The sequence below is a fragment of the Halomonas caseinilytica genome, assembly GCF_001662305.1.
In the GTDB taxonomy this organism is placed as follows: Bacteria; Pseudomonadota; Gammaproteobacteria; order Pseudomonadales; family Halomonadaceae; genus Halomonas; species Halomonas caseinilytica.
Window position 1 is genome coordinate 74,721 of sequence record NZ_BDEP01000004.1, and the last position, 14,513, is coordinate 89,233.

At 64.1% G+C, this 14,513-nt stretch carries 15 protein-coding genes; 11 read left to right on the forward strand and 4 right to left on the reverse strand.

Annotation, left to right across the window (positions count from 1 at the left end):
- Positions 1-39: 39 nt before the first annotated feature.
- On the reverse strand, positions 40-861 hold the full coding sequence (locus tag A9O65_RS02250) for a helix-turn-helix transcriptional regulator (RefSeq protein WP_064701238.1): 822 nt from the start codon (positions 859-861) through the stop codon (positions 40-42).
- Between the two features lie 215 nt (positions 862-1,076).
- Between A9O65_RS02250 and nhaD the strand changes: the two genes are divergently transcribed.
- On the forward strand, positions 1,077-2,564 hold the full coding sequence (nhaD, locus tag A9O65_RS02255) for a sodium:proton antiporter NhaD (protein WP_064698217.1): 1,488 nt from the start codon (positions 1,077-1,079) through the stop codon (positions 2,562-2,564).
- Between the two features lie 37 nt (positions 2,565-2,601).
- Here nhaD and A9O65_RS02260 read toward each other — a convergent pair whose 3' ends face one another.
- Positions 2,602-3,075 (reverse strand): GFA family protein, encoded by a 474-nt coding sequence (locus tag A9O65_RS02260; RefSeq protein WP_064701239.1) that lies wholly within the window; start codon positions 3,073-3,075, stop codon positions 2,602-2,604.
- Between the two features lie 239 nt (positions 3,076-3,314).
- Between A9O65_RS02260 and A9O65_RS02265 the strand changes: the two genes are divergently transcribed.
- The 4 genes from A9O65_RS02265 (at position 3,315) to yejK (ending at position 6,912) form a co-directional block, all read left to right on the forward strand.
- The gene (locus A9O65_RS02265) at positions 3,315-4,265 is read left to right on the forward strand and encodes an ABC transporter ATP-binding protein (RefSeq protein ID WP_064698215.1); all 951 of its coding nucleotides are present in this window, start codon (positions 3,315-3,317) and stop codon (positions 4,263-4,265) included.
- Positions 4,262-5,023: an ABC transporter permease gene (locus A9O65_RS02270; RefSeq protein WP_064701240.1), complete on the forward strand. Its 762-nt coding sequence runs from the start codon at positions 4,262-4,264 to the stop codon at positions 5,021-5,023. Before A9O65_RS02265 ends, A9O65_RS02270 begins: the two co-directional genes overlap by 4 nt.
- 166 nt (positions 5,024-5,189) lie before the next feature.
- Positions 5,190-5,828, forward strand: coding sequence for a hypothetical protein (locus A9O65_RS02275; protein ID WP_064698213.1), 639 nt, complete (start codon positions 5,190-5,192; stop codon positions 5,826-5,828).
- Positions 5,829-5,916: 88 nt separating this feature from the next.
- On the forward strand, positions 5,917-6,912 hold the full coding sequence (yejK, locus tag A9O65_RS02280) for a nucleoid-associated protein YejK (RefSeq protein ID WP_064698212.1): 996 nt from the start codon (positions 5,917-5,919) through the stop codon (positions 6,910-6,912).
- Positions 6,913-7,229: 317 nt separating this feature from the next.
- Here the strand turns inward: yejK and A9O65_RS02285 are convergent, their stop codons facing one another.
- Entirely contained in the window at positions 7,230-7,868 is a 639-nt protein-coding gene (locus A9O65_RS02285; RefSeq protein ID WP_064701241.1) for a LysE family translocator, read from the reverse strand.
- Between the two features lie 489 nt (positions 7,869-8,357).
- Here A9O65_RS02285 and A9O65_RS02290 point away from each other — a divergent pair, with 489 nt between their 5' ends.
- The 6 genes from A9O65_RS02290 (at position 8,358) to A9O65_RS02315 (ending at position 13,831) form a co-directional block, all read left to right on the forward strand.
- Complete coding sequence (locus tag A9O65_RS02290) at positions 8,358-9,239, forward strand: NAD(P)-dependent oxidoreductase (protein ID WP_064701242.1); 882 nt, start codon at positions 8,358-8,360, stop codon at positions 9,237-9,239.
- Positions 9,240-9,377: 138 nt separating this feature from the next.
- On the forward strand, positions 9,378-10,223 hold the full coding sequence (locus A9O65_RS02295; protein WP_064701243.1) for an AAA family ATPase: 846 nt from the start codon (positions 9,378-9,380) through the stop codon (positions 10,221-10,223).
- 6 nt (positions 10,224-10,229) lie between these two features.
- On the forward strand, positions 10,230-11,408 hold the full coding sequence (locus A9O65_RS02300) for a vWA domain-containing protein (RefSeq protein ID WP_064701244.1): 1,179 nt from the start codon (positions 10,230-10,232) through the stop codon (positions 11,406-11,408).
- A gap of 110 nt (positions 11,409-11,518) precedes the next feature.
- Entirely contained in the window at positions 11,519-12,160 is a 642-nt protein-coding gene (locus A9O65_RS02305; protein WP_064701245.1) for a hypothetical protein, read from the forward strand.
- Positions 12,157-12,900 (forward strand): DUF3307 domain-containing protein, encoded by a 744-nt coding sequence (locus A9O65_RS02310; RefSeq protein WP_064698206.1) that lies wholly within the window; start codon positions 12,157-12,159, stop codon positions 12,898-12,900. The genes A9O65_RS02305 and A9O65_RS02310 overlap by 4 nt, the downstream gene beginning before the upstream one ends.
- Before the next feature lie 4 nt (positions 12,901-12,904).
- Positions 12,905-13,831: an N-acetylmuramoyl-L-alanine amidase gene (locus tag A9O65_RS02315; RefSeq protein WP_064701246.1), complete on the forward strand. Its 927-nt coding sequence runs from the start codon at positions 12,905-12,907 to the stop codon at positions 13,829-13,831.
- On the opposite strand, the gene A9O65_RS02320 is transcribed toward A9O65_RS02315, so the two are convergent.
- On the reverse strand, positions 13,821-14,396 hold the full coding sequence (locus tag A9O65_RS02320; protein ID WP_064701247.1) for a helix-turn-helix domain-containing protein: 576 nt from the start codon (positions 14,394-14,396) through the stop codon (positions 13,821-13,823). The two genes, A9O65_RS02315 and A9O65_RS02320, sit on opposite strands and share 11 nt — an antisense overlap.
- Positions 14,397-14,513: the final 117 nt, after the last annotated feature.

The following is a 14,513-nucleotide window of genomic DNA, read 5'->3' on the forward strand; positions in this document are numbered from 1 at the left end:
TCTGGGACATGGAGTGCCCAGCATGCGCGCGGCGCACGGTCACGCCTTGTAGATTTGCGCCAACTTGCGCTGCCGATACTCGCCCGGGGTTTCCCCGGCATGGCGACGGAAACGGTGGGTGAAGTGCGCCTGATCGTGGAAGCCACACGCCAGAGCGACCTGACTGAGCGACGACTCGGCTCGCGCCAACAGGGCTCTGGCATGCTTGAGGCGTTGCAACAGATCCATCTGCGCGGGCGCCAGACCAACCTGATGGCGAAAGGTCCGTTCCAGCGTGCGGCGGCTCAGGCCATGGTGCGCCACGACCCGGTCGATCGTGAAGCGTCCGCTGTCGATCAGCGGCAGCAACCGCTGGACATGGCCGATCCTGGGCCCGTTCGCCTCCGCTCTGGCCAGCAGCCAGGCATCGAGTCGTGCCAGGCGCTCCTCCAGCGGCAGGGCCGGTAGTTCGTCCCGCAACGCCAACCAGTCATCGGGAGCGAACCTCTCCCATAGATCGTCATCACTCAAGGCCTCCAGCGACATGCCGAACAGCTGGAAAGCCCCGCCGGGACGGAATCGAATGCCCAGGCTGGCCCCTACCGTGGTGGTATACGCCGCTACCGGTCGGCAGGTGATGTCCCAGCCAGCCGTCGGCGAAGTGGTATCGAGACGCCTGAAGGTCAGGGTGGTGCCGCCATCGGGATAGAGCTTGTTACGGGTCGGTGCGTCCGGCGGAGGCCCCTGGACGAACCAGTAATGATCTACCCAGGGGCGCAGCGCTGCCGTCGGCAGCAGACGCCGGATGACCAGCCGCGGCAACACCAGCGGCGCCAGGTCGGCTCGGGGGCCAGGGGTATCGACGGGGTCTCGGAAGGACATTCGGCCTCCGCAATGTCGGTGATTCGACGGCGCAGGACAGTATAGCCCAGCGACCCACCCGTCCTCGCTGGACAAGACCTTGGTTGCACTGCAGCAAGAAAATCGCAAAAAAGGGTTGATTAGCCGACTCAGCAAATGGCGAACACTGTTTCTTTCATGTAGAATGCGCCTCGTTTTATCGACCCTCCGCCCTCCCGTCTCAGGATGCTTTCGTCATGCTGACAAACCATCGTTCTCCACACTGGCTCCGGCACAGCGCCCGGTGGCCAGGCTTTCTCGTGCTCGCGCTTCCGATTTTGCTGTTCAGTCCCCTCGCCCAGGCCGCTTCCGCCGGCGAGCTGGACCTGACCTACACCCTGCCCGGTTTCATTGCCGTCACGCTCTTTCTGGCCGCCTATGCCCTGGTGATGGCCGAAGAAAAGCTGCACATGCGCAAGTCCAAGCCGGTGCTGGTGGCCGCTGGCCTGATCTGGGCGATGATCGGTTGGGTCTATGTGCATTCCGGCCTGCCCAACGCCGCCGAGGAAGCCTTCAGCGACACCCTGCTGGAATACAGCGAGCTGCTGCTTTTCCTGCTGGTGGCCATGACCTACATCAACGCCATGGAAGAGCGTCGCGTCTTCGACAAGTTGCGCGCCTGGCTGGTGGAGACGGGCTTCAGTTACCGGTCGCTGTTCTGGATCACCGGCATCCTTGCCTTCTGGATCTCGACCATCGCCAACAACCTCACCACCGCCATGCTGATGTGCGCCGTGGTCCTCAAGGTTGCCGAAGGCGACAAGCGCTTCATCAATATCTGCTGTATCAACATCGTGGTCGCTTCCAACGCCGGCGGCGCCTTCAGCCCCTTCGGCGACATCACGACCCTGATGGTCTGGCAGGCCAAGCTGGTCGAGTTCCAGGAATTCTTCGAGCTGCTCGGTCCTTCGCTGGTGAACTACCTGGTACCGGCCCTCTTGATGAGTCTGTTCATCAAGAACCGCAAGCCTGCCGCCCTCGAGGAAGACATCTGGCTCAAGCGCGGCGCACGCCGCATCGTCCTTTTGTTCCTGCTGACGATCGTCATCTCGGTACTGTGCCACACCATGCTGAACCTGCCCCCGGCGCTCGGCATGATGACCGGTCTCGGCTTCCTGCAGTTCTTCGGCTATTACCTGCGCCGGAGCCTGCCACGCTCCCTGGAGCGCAAGCGCACCCGCTACAGCCAGCGTGGTGACTGGCGCAAGCTGGAATCCCTGGGCAGCGTGGTGCCCTTCGATGTCTTCACCCGAATCGCTCGCTCCGAGTGGGATACCCTGCTGTTCTTCTACGGTGTGGTGATGTCCGTGGGCGGCCTGGGCTTCATGGGCTATCTGAGCCTGCTCTCCGAGACCCTTTACACCGGCTGGGATCCCGTCTGGGCAAACATCGTGCTGGGCCTGGTCTCGTCAGTGGTCGACAACATCCCGGTGATGTTCGCCGTCATCTCCATGGAGCCCGACATGTCCATGGGCAACTGGCTGCTGATCACCCTGACCGCCGGTGTGGGCGGTAGCCTGCTGTCGGTGGGCTCCGCTGCCGGCGTGGCGCTGATGGGTCAGGCACGCGGCATCTACACCTTCGCCAGTCATTTGCGCTGGGCACCGGTCATCGCCCTGGGCTATGCGGCCAGCGTGGCGGTGCACATGCTGCTCAATGCCGACAGCTTCGCCATCTTCCACTAAACTGGCCCTCTCCTGCCCGGCTCCGCCGGGCGGGAGCTCACAGCTCTTCTAGCCCGAGCCGGGCGTGCCATTCGGCGATGCTCTCGTCCGGATAGCCGGCGAAGCAACGATCCTGCTGCCGCGACTCGACTTCCACCCAGTCCGGCTTGTTCTCCAGCATGAGGTGCACCCGCTCGGGAGGCCTTGGCAGCTCGCTGTCGATGGCCGAAGCGAAGGGATGCACGAGTTCCGGCCAGCGCGGATCGAATACCCAGAGCGCGCTGGCACACCGGGCACAAAAGTGCCGCTCCCCAGGACTCTTCCGGCCATCGATCTCGGCCTGATAGATCGACGTGTGCTCGGCGCCATGAATCACCAGGGTGTCCGCCTCGCCACTCAGATTGATGGCATAGCCGCCTCCGCCGGCCGTCTTGCGGCAGATCGAGCAATAGCAACGATTGAACGGATAGGGATGCGATGACATGACGCGAAACCGCTCCGCACCACAGTGGCAGGATCCCTCGAGCAACATGGTGGCGTCTCCCCGACGGTCGCTTGATTGACTTAAGCCTAGAAAGCCAAGGTCATTCCGGCCAGGCAGGCTCTCGTCCCAAGCGGCGTCTCGAGAGATGTCCTCCGTCGCATCTCGCGCTAGGATGAAGTGGGTCGCCATTCACTCCATGAAGGAATACCGATGTACAGGACAGTCAGACCAGCGTGGAGATCCTCCGTGACACTCCTGCATGGCACAAGCGATGCGGGAGGTGGTCGGTGAGCGATGCCACGGTGATCCACGTCCAAGGCCTGTCGAAGGTTTATGACAGCGGCTTCCAGGCACTCAAGGGCATCGATCTCGAGATCCGGCGAGGCGAGATCTTCGCCCTGCTCGGCCCCAACGGGGCCGGCAAGACCACCCTGATCAGCGTGATCTGCGGACTGGTCAATGCCAGTGGCGGCACGGTCCTGGTGGATGGCCACGACAATGTCCATGCCTATCGCGAGGCACGTTCGCGCATCGGCTTGGTGCCACAGGAATTGACCGGCGAGGCCTTCTCCACGGTCTGGGACACGGTGAGCTTCAGTCGCGGCCTGTTCGGCAAGCCGGCCTCGCCAAGCCATATCGAGAAGATCCTGCGCTCGCTGAGCCTCTGGGAAAAGCGCCGCAACAAGCTGATCACGCTTTCCGGCGGCATGAAACGCCGCGTGCTGATCGCCAAGGCGCTGGCCCACGAGCCACAGATTCTCTTTCTCGACGAGCCCACCGCCGGCGTCGATGTCGAGCTGCGCCGCGACATGTGGGACGTCGTGCGCAGCCTGCGCGAGAATGGCGTGACCATCATCCTCACCACGCACTACATCGAAGAAGCCGAGGAGATGGCCGACCGCATCGGCGTGATCCGTGCCGGCGAGCTGGTTTTAGTGGAGGAGAAGCGCGAACTGATGCGCAAGCTCGGCAGCAAGGCGCTGACGCTGCACCTCAGCGAGCCGCTGGCCCGCATCCCCGAATCCCTCGCCGGCCATGATCTGGCCCTCGAGGAAGACGGCCACGCCCTGGTCTATACCTATGACGCCGCACGCCAGGACGATGGCGGAGAGGAACCCGCGGGCATCGCCGAGTTGCTGGCCGACCTGGAAGCCGCCGGCATTCACTTCAAGGATCTCCACACTCGCCAGAGTTCCCTCGAGGAGATCTTCGTCAGCCTGGTGCGGGAGGACGCATGAACCTGAGATCCGTGAAGACCATCTACGTCGCCGAGATGGCACGCAGCCTGCGCACCGTGCTCCAGAGCATCGTCTCGCCGGTGATCTCGACGTCACTCTATTTCGTGGTGTTCGGTGCAGCCATCGGCACCCGCATCAGCGAAGTGGATGGCGTCAGCTACGGCGCCTTCATCGTGCCCGGCCTGATCATGTTGATGCTGCTCACCCAGAGCGTCTCCAACGCCTCCTTCGGCATTTTCTTCCCCCGCTTCACCGGCACCATCTACGAGATCCTCTCGGCGCCCATTTCCTATTTCGAGGTGGTGCTCGGCTTCGTCGGTGCCGCGGCCACCAAATCGGTGATCCTGGGCTTGATCGTGCTGGCCACGGCCAGCCTGTTCGTGCCCTTCACCATCGCCCATCCGTTGATGATGCTGCTGTTTCTGGTGCTCACCTCCCTGACCTTCAGCCTGCTGGGCTTCATCATCGGCATCTGGGCCGACGGTTTCGAAAAGCTCCAGCTGGTGCCGTTGCTGGTGATCACGCCTCTGACGTTTCTTGGCGGCACCTTCTATTCCATCGACATGCTGCCCCCCGCCTGGCAGGTCGTCACCCTGGCCAATCCGGTGGTGTATCTGGTCAGCGGTTTTCGCTGGAGCTTCTATGGCATGGGCGATGTCAGCATCTGGGCCAGCCTCGGGATGATCGCGCTCTTCCTGGCGGTATCCCTGGCCGTGGTGAACTGGATCTTTCGCAGCGGCTATCGACTCAAGCCCTGACGCCTGCCTCGCCGCATTCCGTCGTCGTGCCTCGCCCACCACCGGGGTGCGGTGAAAGGGCGCACCCAAGGCCTCGCCGGTTGCCCCGGCGCACATGTCACCGCATGCTGTGCGGGCGCCCTTCCCGAAACCCGTCGGCCATGGGAAGGCGTTACAGGAGACAAACATGATGTTGAGCATCGCCACCTTCGTGCTGATCTATCTCGGTGTCTGCATCGCCATCTATCAGTTGTACGATATCTACTGCGCTCAGAGCTTCGGCGACGCGCGACGGCTCTCCGGAATCGAGGACGAGGCACTGCGCGATCTTTCCCGTCAGGCCCGACAATACGCGCGGACGGGCGAATCCGCCGGCTTCGCGGCTTCGGTCGCCGCGCTCTTCGGCAAGGATCTCGATCCTCGGGTGGTGCTGGCGGCCTTCTCCGAGGGCAAGGCAGACCTCGACGCCGCGCCGCTGCTGCGCCGCCGGCACAACATCGTCTGCAACGGCGCGATCAGCATCCGCCACCTGCCCTTCTGGAAAACCGCCCCGCCCGGCAAGAGCCTGCGCGGCCCTCTCCTGGTCCTGATCATCGTCAACACATTGCTCGCCATCTTCCTGGGAGGCCTGAGCGTCTACACCATCGGCTACGAGATCTCCTGGCCCACGCTGGCATGGGCGAACAGCGCGCCGCTTTTGATGCTGCTGGTCTATGCACTGATCCTGGTCACGCATCTCATTGCCCGGCTCGACACCTATCTGCACGACATCTACCGGATCGGGCAGTTGAACGCGCACTTTCCGCCGACGTTGAATCGCCTATGAGCATGGCCCTCGAGCGTCATCGGGGCAGCCGAGCCAGGGGCTCTTGCGGTATCATCGCCGCCCGTCATCCGCGAGCCGCGAGGTCCCCATGCCGATCCTGCACAGCATCATCCACCGCATCGACAAGCAAGACGGCGAAAGCCCCGCACGGGTCGTGCCCGCCCCGGGGGAGCTCGAAGCGTCTGCCGCCCTGGACGACCTGCTGGCCGGCCTCAACAGCGCCTATCATGCCAAGGCCAAGGGTTGGGGGCGTTTCAGCGACGACACCGAGGCCAGCCTGCCCGGCGCCCTGGCGCGCTACCTGGCAGATGAACTCGATTTCACCGAGCTGACGCGAGAACTGGCCCATGCCATTGCGCCCCTGGTCGACGCCCACCTGCCGCTGGGCGGCCACCTGCTGGTCGTCGACCATCGCCAGGGCGAGGCCCGCTACCTGATCATGGCCCTGCTCCACCACCGCGAGGGGTTCGGTATCGGCGAACACCTGGAGATCGTTCCCAGCCGGCAACTCAACCTCTCCCAGATGACCCTCGGCGCGCGCCTCGATATCGGTCAATGGCGCGATGGCAGCGCCTCCCATCCCTACCTGTCCTATACGCGCGACCGTGGCGGTCGCAAACTCGCCGACGCCTTCGCCGAGGTGCTCGGTGCTAGCGAGCCGCTCGATGCTAGCCAGGAAACGCGTACCCTGCTCAAGGCCTTCAGCGATTACGTGGAAAGCGAGGACTTGCCGGAGGAAACCAGCCGCGAGAAGACCGATACGCTGATCGACTACGCCAGCGACCAGGCCAGCCGAGGCGAGCCGATGACGCTGGAAGAGCTCTCCGAGCTGGTCGACGAGCAGCAGCCGAAGGCCTTTTACGAGCATATCCGCAACAGCGACTACGGCCTGGCGCCGGAGATCCCCCCGGACAAGCGGACCCTCAAGGCCTTCAAGCGCTTCACGGGGCGCGCGGCCGGCGTGTCGATCAGCTTCGACTCCCACCTGCTCGGCGCCGCCGTGGAGTACGACGAGGAAAATGACCGGCTGATCATCAAGCAGGTGCCCACCGGACTGCGCAAGCAACTACGGAAAGAGGAATAAAGGGCAAGACATAAGAGGGAAGAAGGAAGACAGCTGAGCGCAGCAATAAATCAGCACTTCCCCCTAGGCCTTGTCTGAAAAGTCGACGAGCGATAGGCCCGTTTCCGACGGGCCATCGCATTTCCCACATCCATGTGGATCACAAGGCGAAAATTTGCGACAAATCGCCAGGATTGGCGATTTGGGCAGCTCTGCTGCTCGAAGCGCGAGTGACAGGGATGTCACGAGTCAAAATGCGGAGTTTACAAGGAGTAAATGAGCATTTGAGCGGATTTTCAACGTCGTATAACCGAGCGTAGGCACTTTTCGGACAGTGCCTAGCGCTCGCTCAGCGCCAGCTTCACTCCCAGCGTGACGAACAGGCCCCCCAGGGCCTTCTCCAGCCAGGTGCCGAGACGGCGATGATCGCTCAGGGCACGCGCCAGTCGGTCGCCGATGAACACCAGCGGTGGCTCGATCAGTGCCGCCACCAGGATGATCAGGCCGCCGTGCAAGGCCAGCTGCAAGGCGGCCGGCCCGGCGCCGGGCACCACGAACTGGGGCAGAAAGGCCAGGAAGAACACCGCCACCTTGGGGTTGAGCGCCGACACCAGCATGCCCTGACGGAAAATGGCACCCGGGCGTGGTGTGCTCGGCACGGCGACGCCGGAAGCTTCCCCGGTTCCTCGGCGCAACAGGATCTGCAACCCCAGCCACACCAGGTAGGCTGCCCCGATCCATTTCACCAGCGAGAACGCCAGCGCCGAGGTAGCCAGTACCGCCGAGAGCCCCAGTGCCGCCATGGTCACATGCAGCGCGGCACCACTCCAGACACCAAACATGGCGGCAATACCGCCTCGCCGGCCATGTCTGGCGGTCTGCCCGAGAATGAATGCCATGTCGGGCCCCGGCGACAGATTCAACAGGATCGCGGTAGAGAGAAAGGCCATCCAGTGGGCCAATGAATAGGTCAGCATGATGACGGGGCTCCTTTATTCCTGTCGCGACTCAAGGAGAGGATACGACCTTATCCCGGCAAACGACATGCCGGCTCGCCTGCCCTGTCTCGACTGCCCTGAAATGAGGCATGCAGGCACTCGATGGTGATGGAGTGGTGCATCACGACATGAAAACGGCGGCCCAAGAGATGGACCGCCGCATGGTGAAGCTTTCAACTTGTTGTTCTTGTTCGAATTTTCCTATCCAGGCATGATTTTCGGATAGCAAGCGGGTGAGCTGGCGTGCTCCTCTTGTCCCCTTCGGGGGACATTTTTTTTTGTCAGGTCGCCGAATCCGCCGGCGCACCCGCCATGATCTCATTGTTTGCGTTAATGAAACGCCATCCACGCTACCGCGACAATCCGACCTTCGTTGCACATGCCCGCCGCAAGCACGACGCCATTTGATGGAAACCGTTTCCATGACGCATGCTATAGCGCCAACGCCATTGCAATGGAGACTTGCCCATGCCCCGCCCCCGTCTCGGTTTCATCGGTATCGGCCTGATGGGCGATCCCATGTCACGCCGCCTGATCGCCGCCGGCTTCGATGTCACGCTCTGGAACCGCACGCCCGAGAAGGCCGCCTCCGTGGCCACCGAGAGCGGCGCGCAACTTGCCGACGACGTCGCCTCCCTGATCGACGGGGTCGATGTGATCATGCTGTGCCTGGCCAACACAGCGGTCGTTCAGGAACTGGTGTTCGGCCCCGGCGGCCTGGCCGAGCATGGGCACCCAGGGCAACTTGTGATCGACCTGTCCAGCAGCGATCCCGACGCCACCCGGCACATGGCCAAGACACTCGCCGAGCGCCGCGGCATACGCTGGGTGGACGCCCCGGTGTCCGGTGGCGTGGTCGGTGCCGAGACCGGCGAACTCGCCATCATGTGCGGCGGCAACAGCGAGGACATCGACGCGGCCCGCCCTCTGCTGGAACCGCTTGCCGCGCGCATCACGCACATGGGGCCGGTGGGCAGCGGTCAGGTGACCAAGGTCTGCAACCAGATGATCGTCGGCTGTCAGGCGGCGGTGATCGCCGAGGCGGTGGCCCTGGCCGAGACCAGCGGCGTCGATGCCTCGCGTCTCACCGAGGCTCTGGCCGGCGGTTTCGCCGACTCCACGCCGCTGCGCATCCTTGCCCCGCGCATGGCCGCCAGCGATTTCGACTCTCCGGCCTGGCACCTGCGTACGCTGCTCAAGGATCTGGACATGGCCGTGGCCCAGGGTGGCCGAACCCTCAGCGCCACCCCCATGAGCGGCCTGGCTGCCCAGTTGATGCGTGCCCATGCGGCGCACGGGCATGATGAGAGCGACCCGGCCACCCTGGTCGAGACCTATCGTCGGTCCTGACGTCGTCCTCCACGATTGTCGGCGCCGGCAGCCTTACGTACACTCGTTTGAATTTCGACACCCCTTCAGGAAGCACGGGATGAATTGCCGGGCATCGCGCAGGCATCTGGACAGTGCTTCCCTCATGCGAGGCGATTCATGGCGTTCGACAGTAGCTCAACCTATGTGGCCACCGAGGCCCTGAAACAGGCGGTCAACGCCGCCGTCACCCTGCAACGGCCCCTGCTGATCAAGGGCGAACCCGGCACCGGCAAGACGCTGCTGGCCGAAGAACTGGCGGCGTCGCTGGACACACGCCTGATCACCTGGCACATCAAGTCGACCACCAAGGCAGCCCAGGGGCTCTATGAATACGACGCCGTCAGCCGGTTGCGGGATTCGCAACTGGGTATCGAGGGCGTGGAGAACGTGGCCAACTACCTGCGTCCCGGCAAGCTGTGGGAGGCCTTCACCAGTGACGAGCGGGTGGTTCTGCTGATCGACGAGATTGACAAGGCCGACATCGAGTTTCCCAACGATCTGCTCCAGGAACTCGACCGCATGGAATTCCATGTCTATGAAACCGGCGAGACCATTCGTGCCCGTCATCGCCCAGTGGTCGTGATCACCTCCAACAACGAGAAGGAACTGCCCGACGCCTTCCTGCGTCGCTGCTTTTTCCATTACATCGACTTTCCCGACAAGCAGACGATGCAGGCCATCGTCGACGTGCACTTCCCCAAGATCGCGCCACGCCTCGTCAGCCAGGCCCTGGAGGTGTTCTTCGAGCTGCGCGAGGCGCCGGGCCTCAAGAAGAAGCCCTCCACCTCCGAGCTGGTCGACTGGCTGAAGCTGCTGATGGCCGACGAACTGGCCCAGGAAGCGCTCTATCAGCGCGACCCGGCACGTGCCCTTCCCCCGTTGGCCGGCGCCCTGGTCAAGAACGAGCAGGATACCCAGCTACTGGAACGGCTGGCCTTCATGATGCGCCGGCAAGGACGCTGATCCGCCATGTTCATCGGCCTGTTCGAGACCCTGCGGCGCTTCGAGGTGCCGGTGTCGCTGCGCGAGCTGCTCGATCTGCACGCGGCGGTCGAGCACGGCATGGTCTTCGCCGACCTCCAGGCGTTCTACCACCTCGCCCGCACCGTGCTGATCAAGGACGAACGTCACTTCGATCGCTTCGACCAGGCATTTTCCGCCTGGTACGAAGGGCTGGAAGACCTGGAAGCGGGCATCGAGGCGCTGATTCCCGATGACTGGCTGCGTCGCGAATTCGAGAAACAGCTCAGCGAGGAAGAGAAGGCGCGGATCGAATCGCTGGGCGGTCTCGAGTCATTGATCGAGACCTTCAAGCGCCGCCTCGAGGAACAGCACAAGCGGCACGCCGGCGGCAACAAGTGGATCGGCACCGGCGGCACCAGCCCCTTCGGCGCCTACGGCTACAACCCCGAGGGCATTCGCATCGGCCAGGACGGCTCACGCCATCGACGGGCAGCGAAGGTCTGGGACGAACGTCGCTTTCGCGACTACGATGCCAACCGCGAGCTGGGCACGCGCAACATCAAGATGGCCTTGCGCCGCCTGCGGCGCTTCGCCCGCCAGGGTGCGGCGGAAGAGTTCGATGTCGACGCCACCATCCGCGCCACCGCCCGCGACGCCGGACTGCTCAACGTCCAAATGCGCCCCGAGCGCCGCAATGCCGTGAAAGTCCTGCTGCTGCTCGATGTCGGCGGCTCCATGGACGACCACATCCGCACCTGCGAAGCGCTCTTCTCCGCCGCCCGCGCCGAGTTCAAGCACCTCGAACACTTCTATTTCCATAATTGCCCCTACGAGGGCCTGTGGCGAAATAACGCCCGGCGGAGGCACGAACGCACGCCGACCCGGGACGTGCTCAACACCTATGGCGCCGACTATCAGGTGGTGATCGTCGGCGACGCTGCCATGTCGCCCTACGAGATCACCCATCCGGGCGGCAGTGTCGAGCACTTCAACGACGAGGCCGGGGCAGTATGGCTATCGCGGCTGACCCACGCCTTTCCCAATCTCGTCTGGCTCAACCCCATGCCCCAGCGCTTCTGGGAGTTCACCCACTCCACCCAGCTGATCCGCGAATTGATCGACGACCGCATGTACCCCATGACGCTGGGTGGACTGGAAGACGCCATGACGGAACTGGCACGCTAACCGATACCCCATGAGGGCTATAAAGACAAAATATAGCCTCTATTGGTTATAAAGTGAAAAAATAACGCTTTATGGCTATACTGTGGATGTGAAGGCCACGGAATCAGACCATGACCCAGCACATCGCCGTCCTCACGGGCGATATCATCGACTCACGCCGCATCGCTGACAGTCGGCGCCTGCATGGTGTGCTCGACGAAACCCTGGAACACCTGGCCTCGCATCACGATGGCCGCTACGAGCGCTTTCGCGGCGACGGCTTCCAGCTTGCCATGCCGAACGCCGCCACCGCCCTGGACGTTGCCGTGGCACTGCGCGCGGCCCTGGTCATGCACGGCGAAACGCAACGCTGGGACGCCCGAGTGGCCGTCGCGGTCGGCGCCGATACCTGGCAGCCCGACGCGCCCCTGGCCGCCGCCGACGGGCCGGTCTTCGTGGCCTCGGGCCAGGGTCTCGACGCCATGGGCGATGAGGCCCACCTCACCCTCGCGCTGGTCGACGCGCCCGAAGATCCCGGCCTCGCCCTGCTGATTCGCTATGTCGACGAGCTGATCGATGGCTGGTCCCGACACGCCGCCGAGATCACCCATCTGCGACTCTGGCATGACGCGTCCCAGCAGGCACTGGCCGACCACCTGGGCATCCGTCAGCCCAGCGTCCACAAGCGGCTGCGTACCGCGCGCTGGGCATTGCTGGCCGACACCCTGGCCTTCTTCCGTTCACGCCTGGCCATGGAGGGCCCGTCATCATGACCGCCGCGACCACCGCCACCCTGCTCGGCCTGCTGCTGGTTCACCTGGCCGGCGATTTCCTGCTCCAGCCTCGTCGCTGGGTAGAATCGCGCCAGCAGCGCAAGGCTCGCTCGGCGGCGCTCTCTCTGCATGCCGGCCTGCATGGCGTACTGGTGCTGCTGGTCCTGCTGCTGGCCGGGGCCAGCACCGCCTTCGCCGCAATCGGCGCCCTGTCGGTGGCAGCAAGCCACTGGTTGATCGATCTCGGCAAGTCGCACCTGGACCCCGGCAAGCTGCACTGGTTCCTGCTCGACCAGGCCCTGCACCTGCTGGTGCTGCTCGGCCTGTGGCTGGCCTGGGTCGACGGCATGGCCCCACTGACGGCGGCACTGGCGTGGCTCACCCACCCCGAGACCCTGGGCCTGGCGTTGTCCTACCTGTTGGTTACCCGCCCCATGTCGCTGGCCATCGCGCTTGCCCTGCGACCCTGGAGCCAGGACGTCGTCGATCCCGGCACCCTGGTAGCCGCCGGCGCCCGCATCGGCATGCTCGAGCGTCTGATGGTGCTGACCCTGGTGCTGCAGGACGAACTCGCCGCCGTGGGGTTTCTGCTCACCGCCAAGTCGGTGCTGCGCTATGGCGACCTGCGCGAACGCAAGGACCGCAAGCTCACCGAATACGTTCTGCTGGGCACGCTGCTGAGCATTTCCCTGACCCTGCTGCTCGGCCTGCTGACGCGTTCGCTGTTCTGGGGTGGGTGACGGCATGATGACCAGGAGCCTTCTTCTGACTCTTTTGCCAGGCGCTCTACTCCTGAGTGCGCTGCTGGCGGGCTGTTCCCATGGCGGCTCGGTGCCTCGCGACGGCTATCGCATCGACCATGGGCATTCATCATCCGCCCACGACAGCCGGGTTCGCCACCTGATCCTCCATTACACCGACGAGGATGAGGCCACCTCACTGTCGATCCTGACCGGCCCTCGGGTCAGCAGCCATTACCTGCTGCCGGTACCGCCAGCGCAAGGCGAGCCTCGCGTCTATCAACTGGTCGACGAATCACGCCGGGCCTGGCATGCCGGCGCCAGTGCGTGGCGCGGCCAGCGTGGCCTCAACGCCACCTCCATTGGCATCGAGATCGTCAATGACGGCCCCGAACTCAGCGGCGACTCACTGCGCCACGCGCTGGAAGCCCGGGAGGCTGGCCAGCTGCGCTGGGCCCCCTACCCCGACACCCAAATTGAGACGTTGATCTACCTGATGCGGGACATCATCGAGCGACACGATATCGCGCCCGAGGACATTCTGGGTCACGCCGACATCGCTCCCGAGCGCAAGATCGACCCAGGACCGGCCTTTCCCTGGCAACGGCTTCACGAGGCGGGCATCGGCGCCTGGCCCGATGCCGACAGGGTGGCACATTATCGCCGTCGTTTCGCCGAGCGGCCGCCCGATCTGGCGACCCTGCAGGCGGCCCTGGCCGCATGGGGCTATGCGCTCGCCCCGAGCGGACGACTCGACGAACGCACCCGGGCCGTGCTGCGCGCCTTCCAGATGCATTTCCGCCCGAGCGATTACCGCGGGCTGCCGGACGCCGAGAGCGCCGCACGACTCTGGGCGCTGCTGGCACAGTACCGCCCCGAAGCCCTGGCCCGGCTGGATACGCCGACGCAGGCGAACGACATCACTCCGTGAGGGTGGCGCTATCACGCGGGTAGTGAATCACGTTGTGAAACCGGGTCGGCGTCGCGACAGCATTGCGATAGGCGTGAGGGCGGTCAGCCGCGAAGCGTAGCCCTTCTCCCGGTACGAGACGCCGCCAGTCATCACCCAAGCGTATCTCGAGCTCGCCTTCGATCACCACCACATGCTCCACCACCCCCGGCGCATGAGGCGCCGACTCGCTGACCGCGCCCCGTGCCAAGGTGATCACGAACAGCTCGAAGCCCAGCCACGGATCGAAGGGAAACAGCGGCTCCACCTGCATGCCCGCGGCGTCTTCCCCCCAGACGGCCTCGGCGCCATGACGCACCGTGTCCGACGCCACCACACCGCCGCCCAACAAGCTGGAGAAGGATACCCGGAACCCGCTGGCGAGCTTCCACAAGGTGGCCACGGTGGGGCTGGATTCTCCGCGCTCGATCTGCCCCAGCATGGCCTTGCTGACGCCAGTCTCCCGCGCGGTACGATCCAGGCTCCAGCCACGTTGTCCACGCAGCGTCCGGATTGTCGTGGCGATGTGTTGCGCTATTTCCTCCATGCGACGCCGATTCCTCCTCGCGACATACCGTGCCTCGATTCGCTCGCGATGATGATCGCAAGCTCTGCCGCGAATTGTACGCGATAACGCACGATGCTATCTTGCCAAGACTGTGCG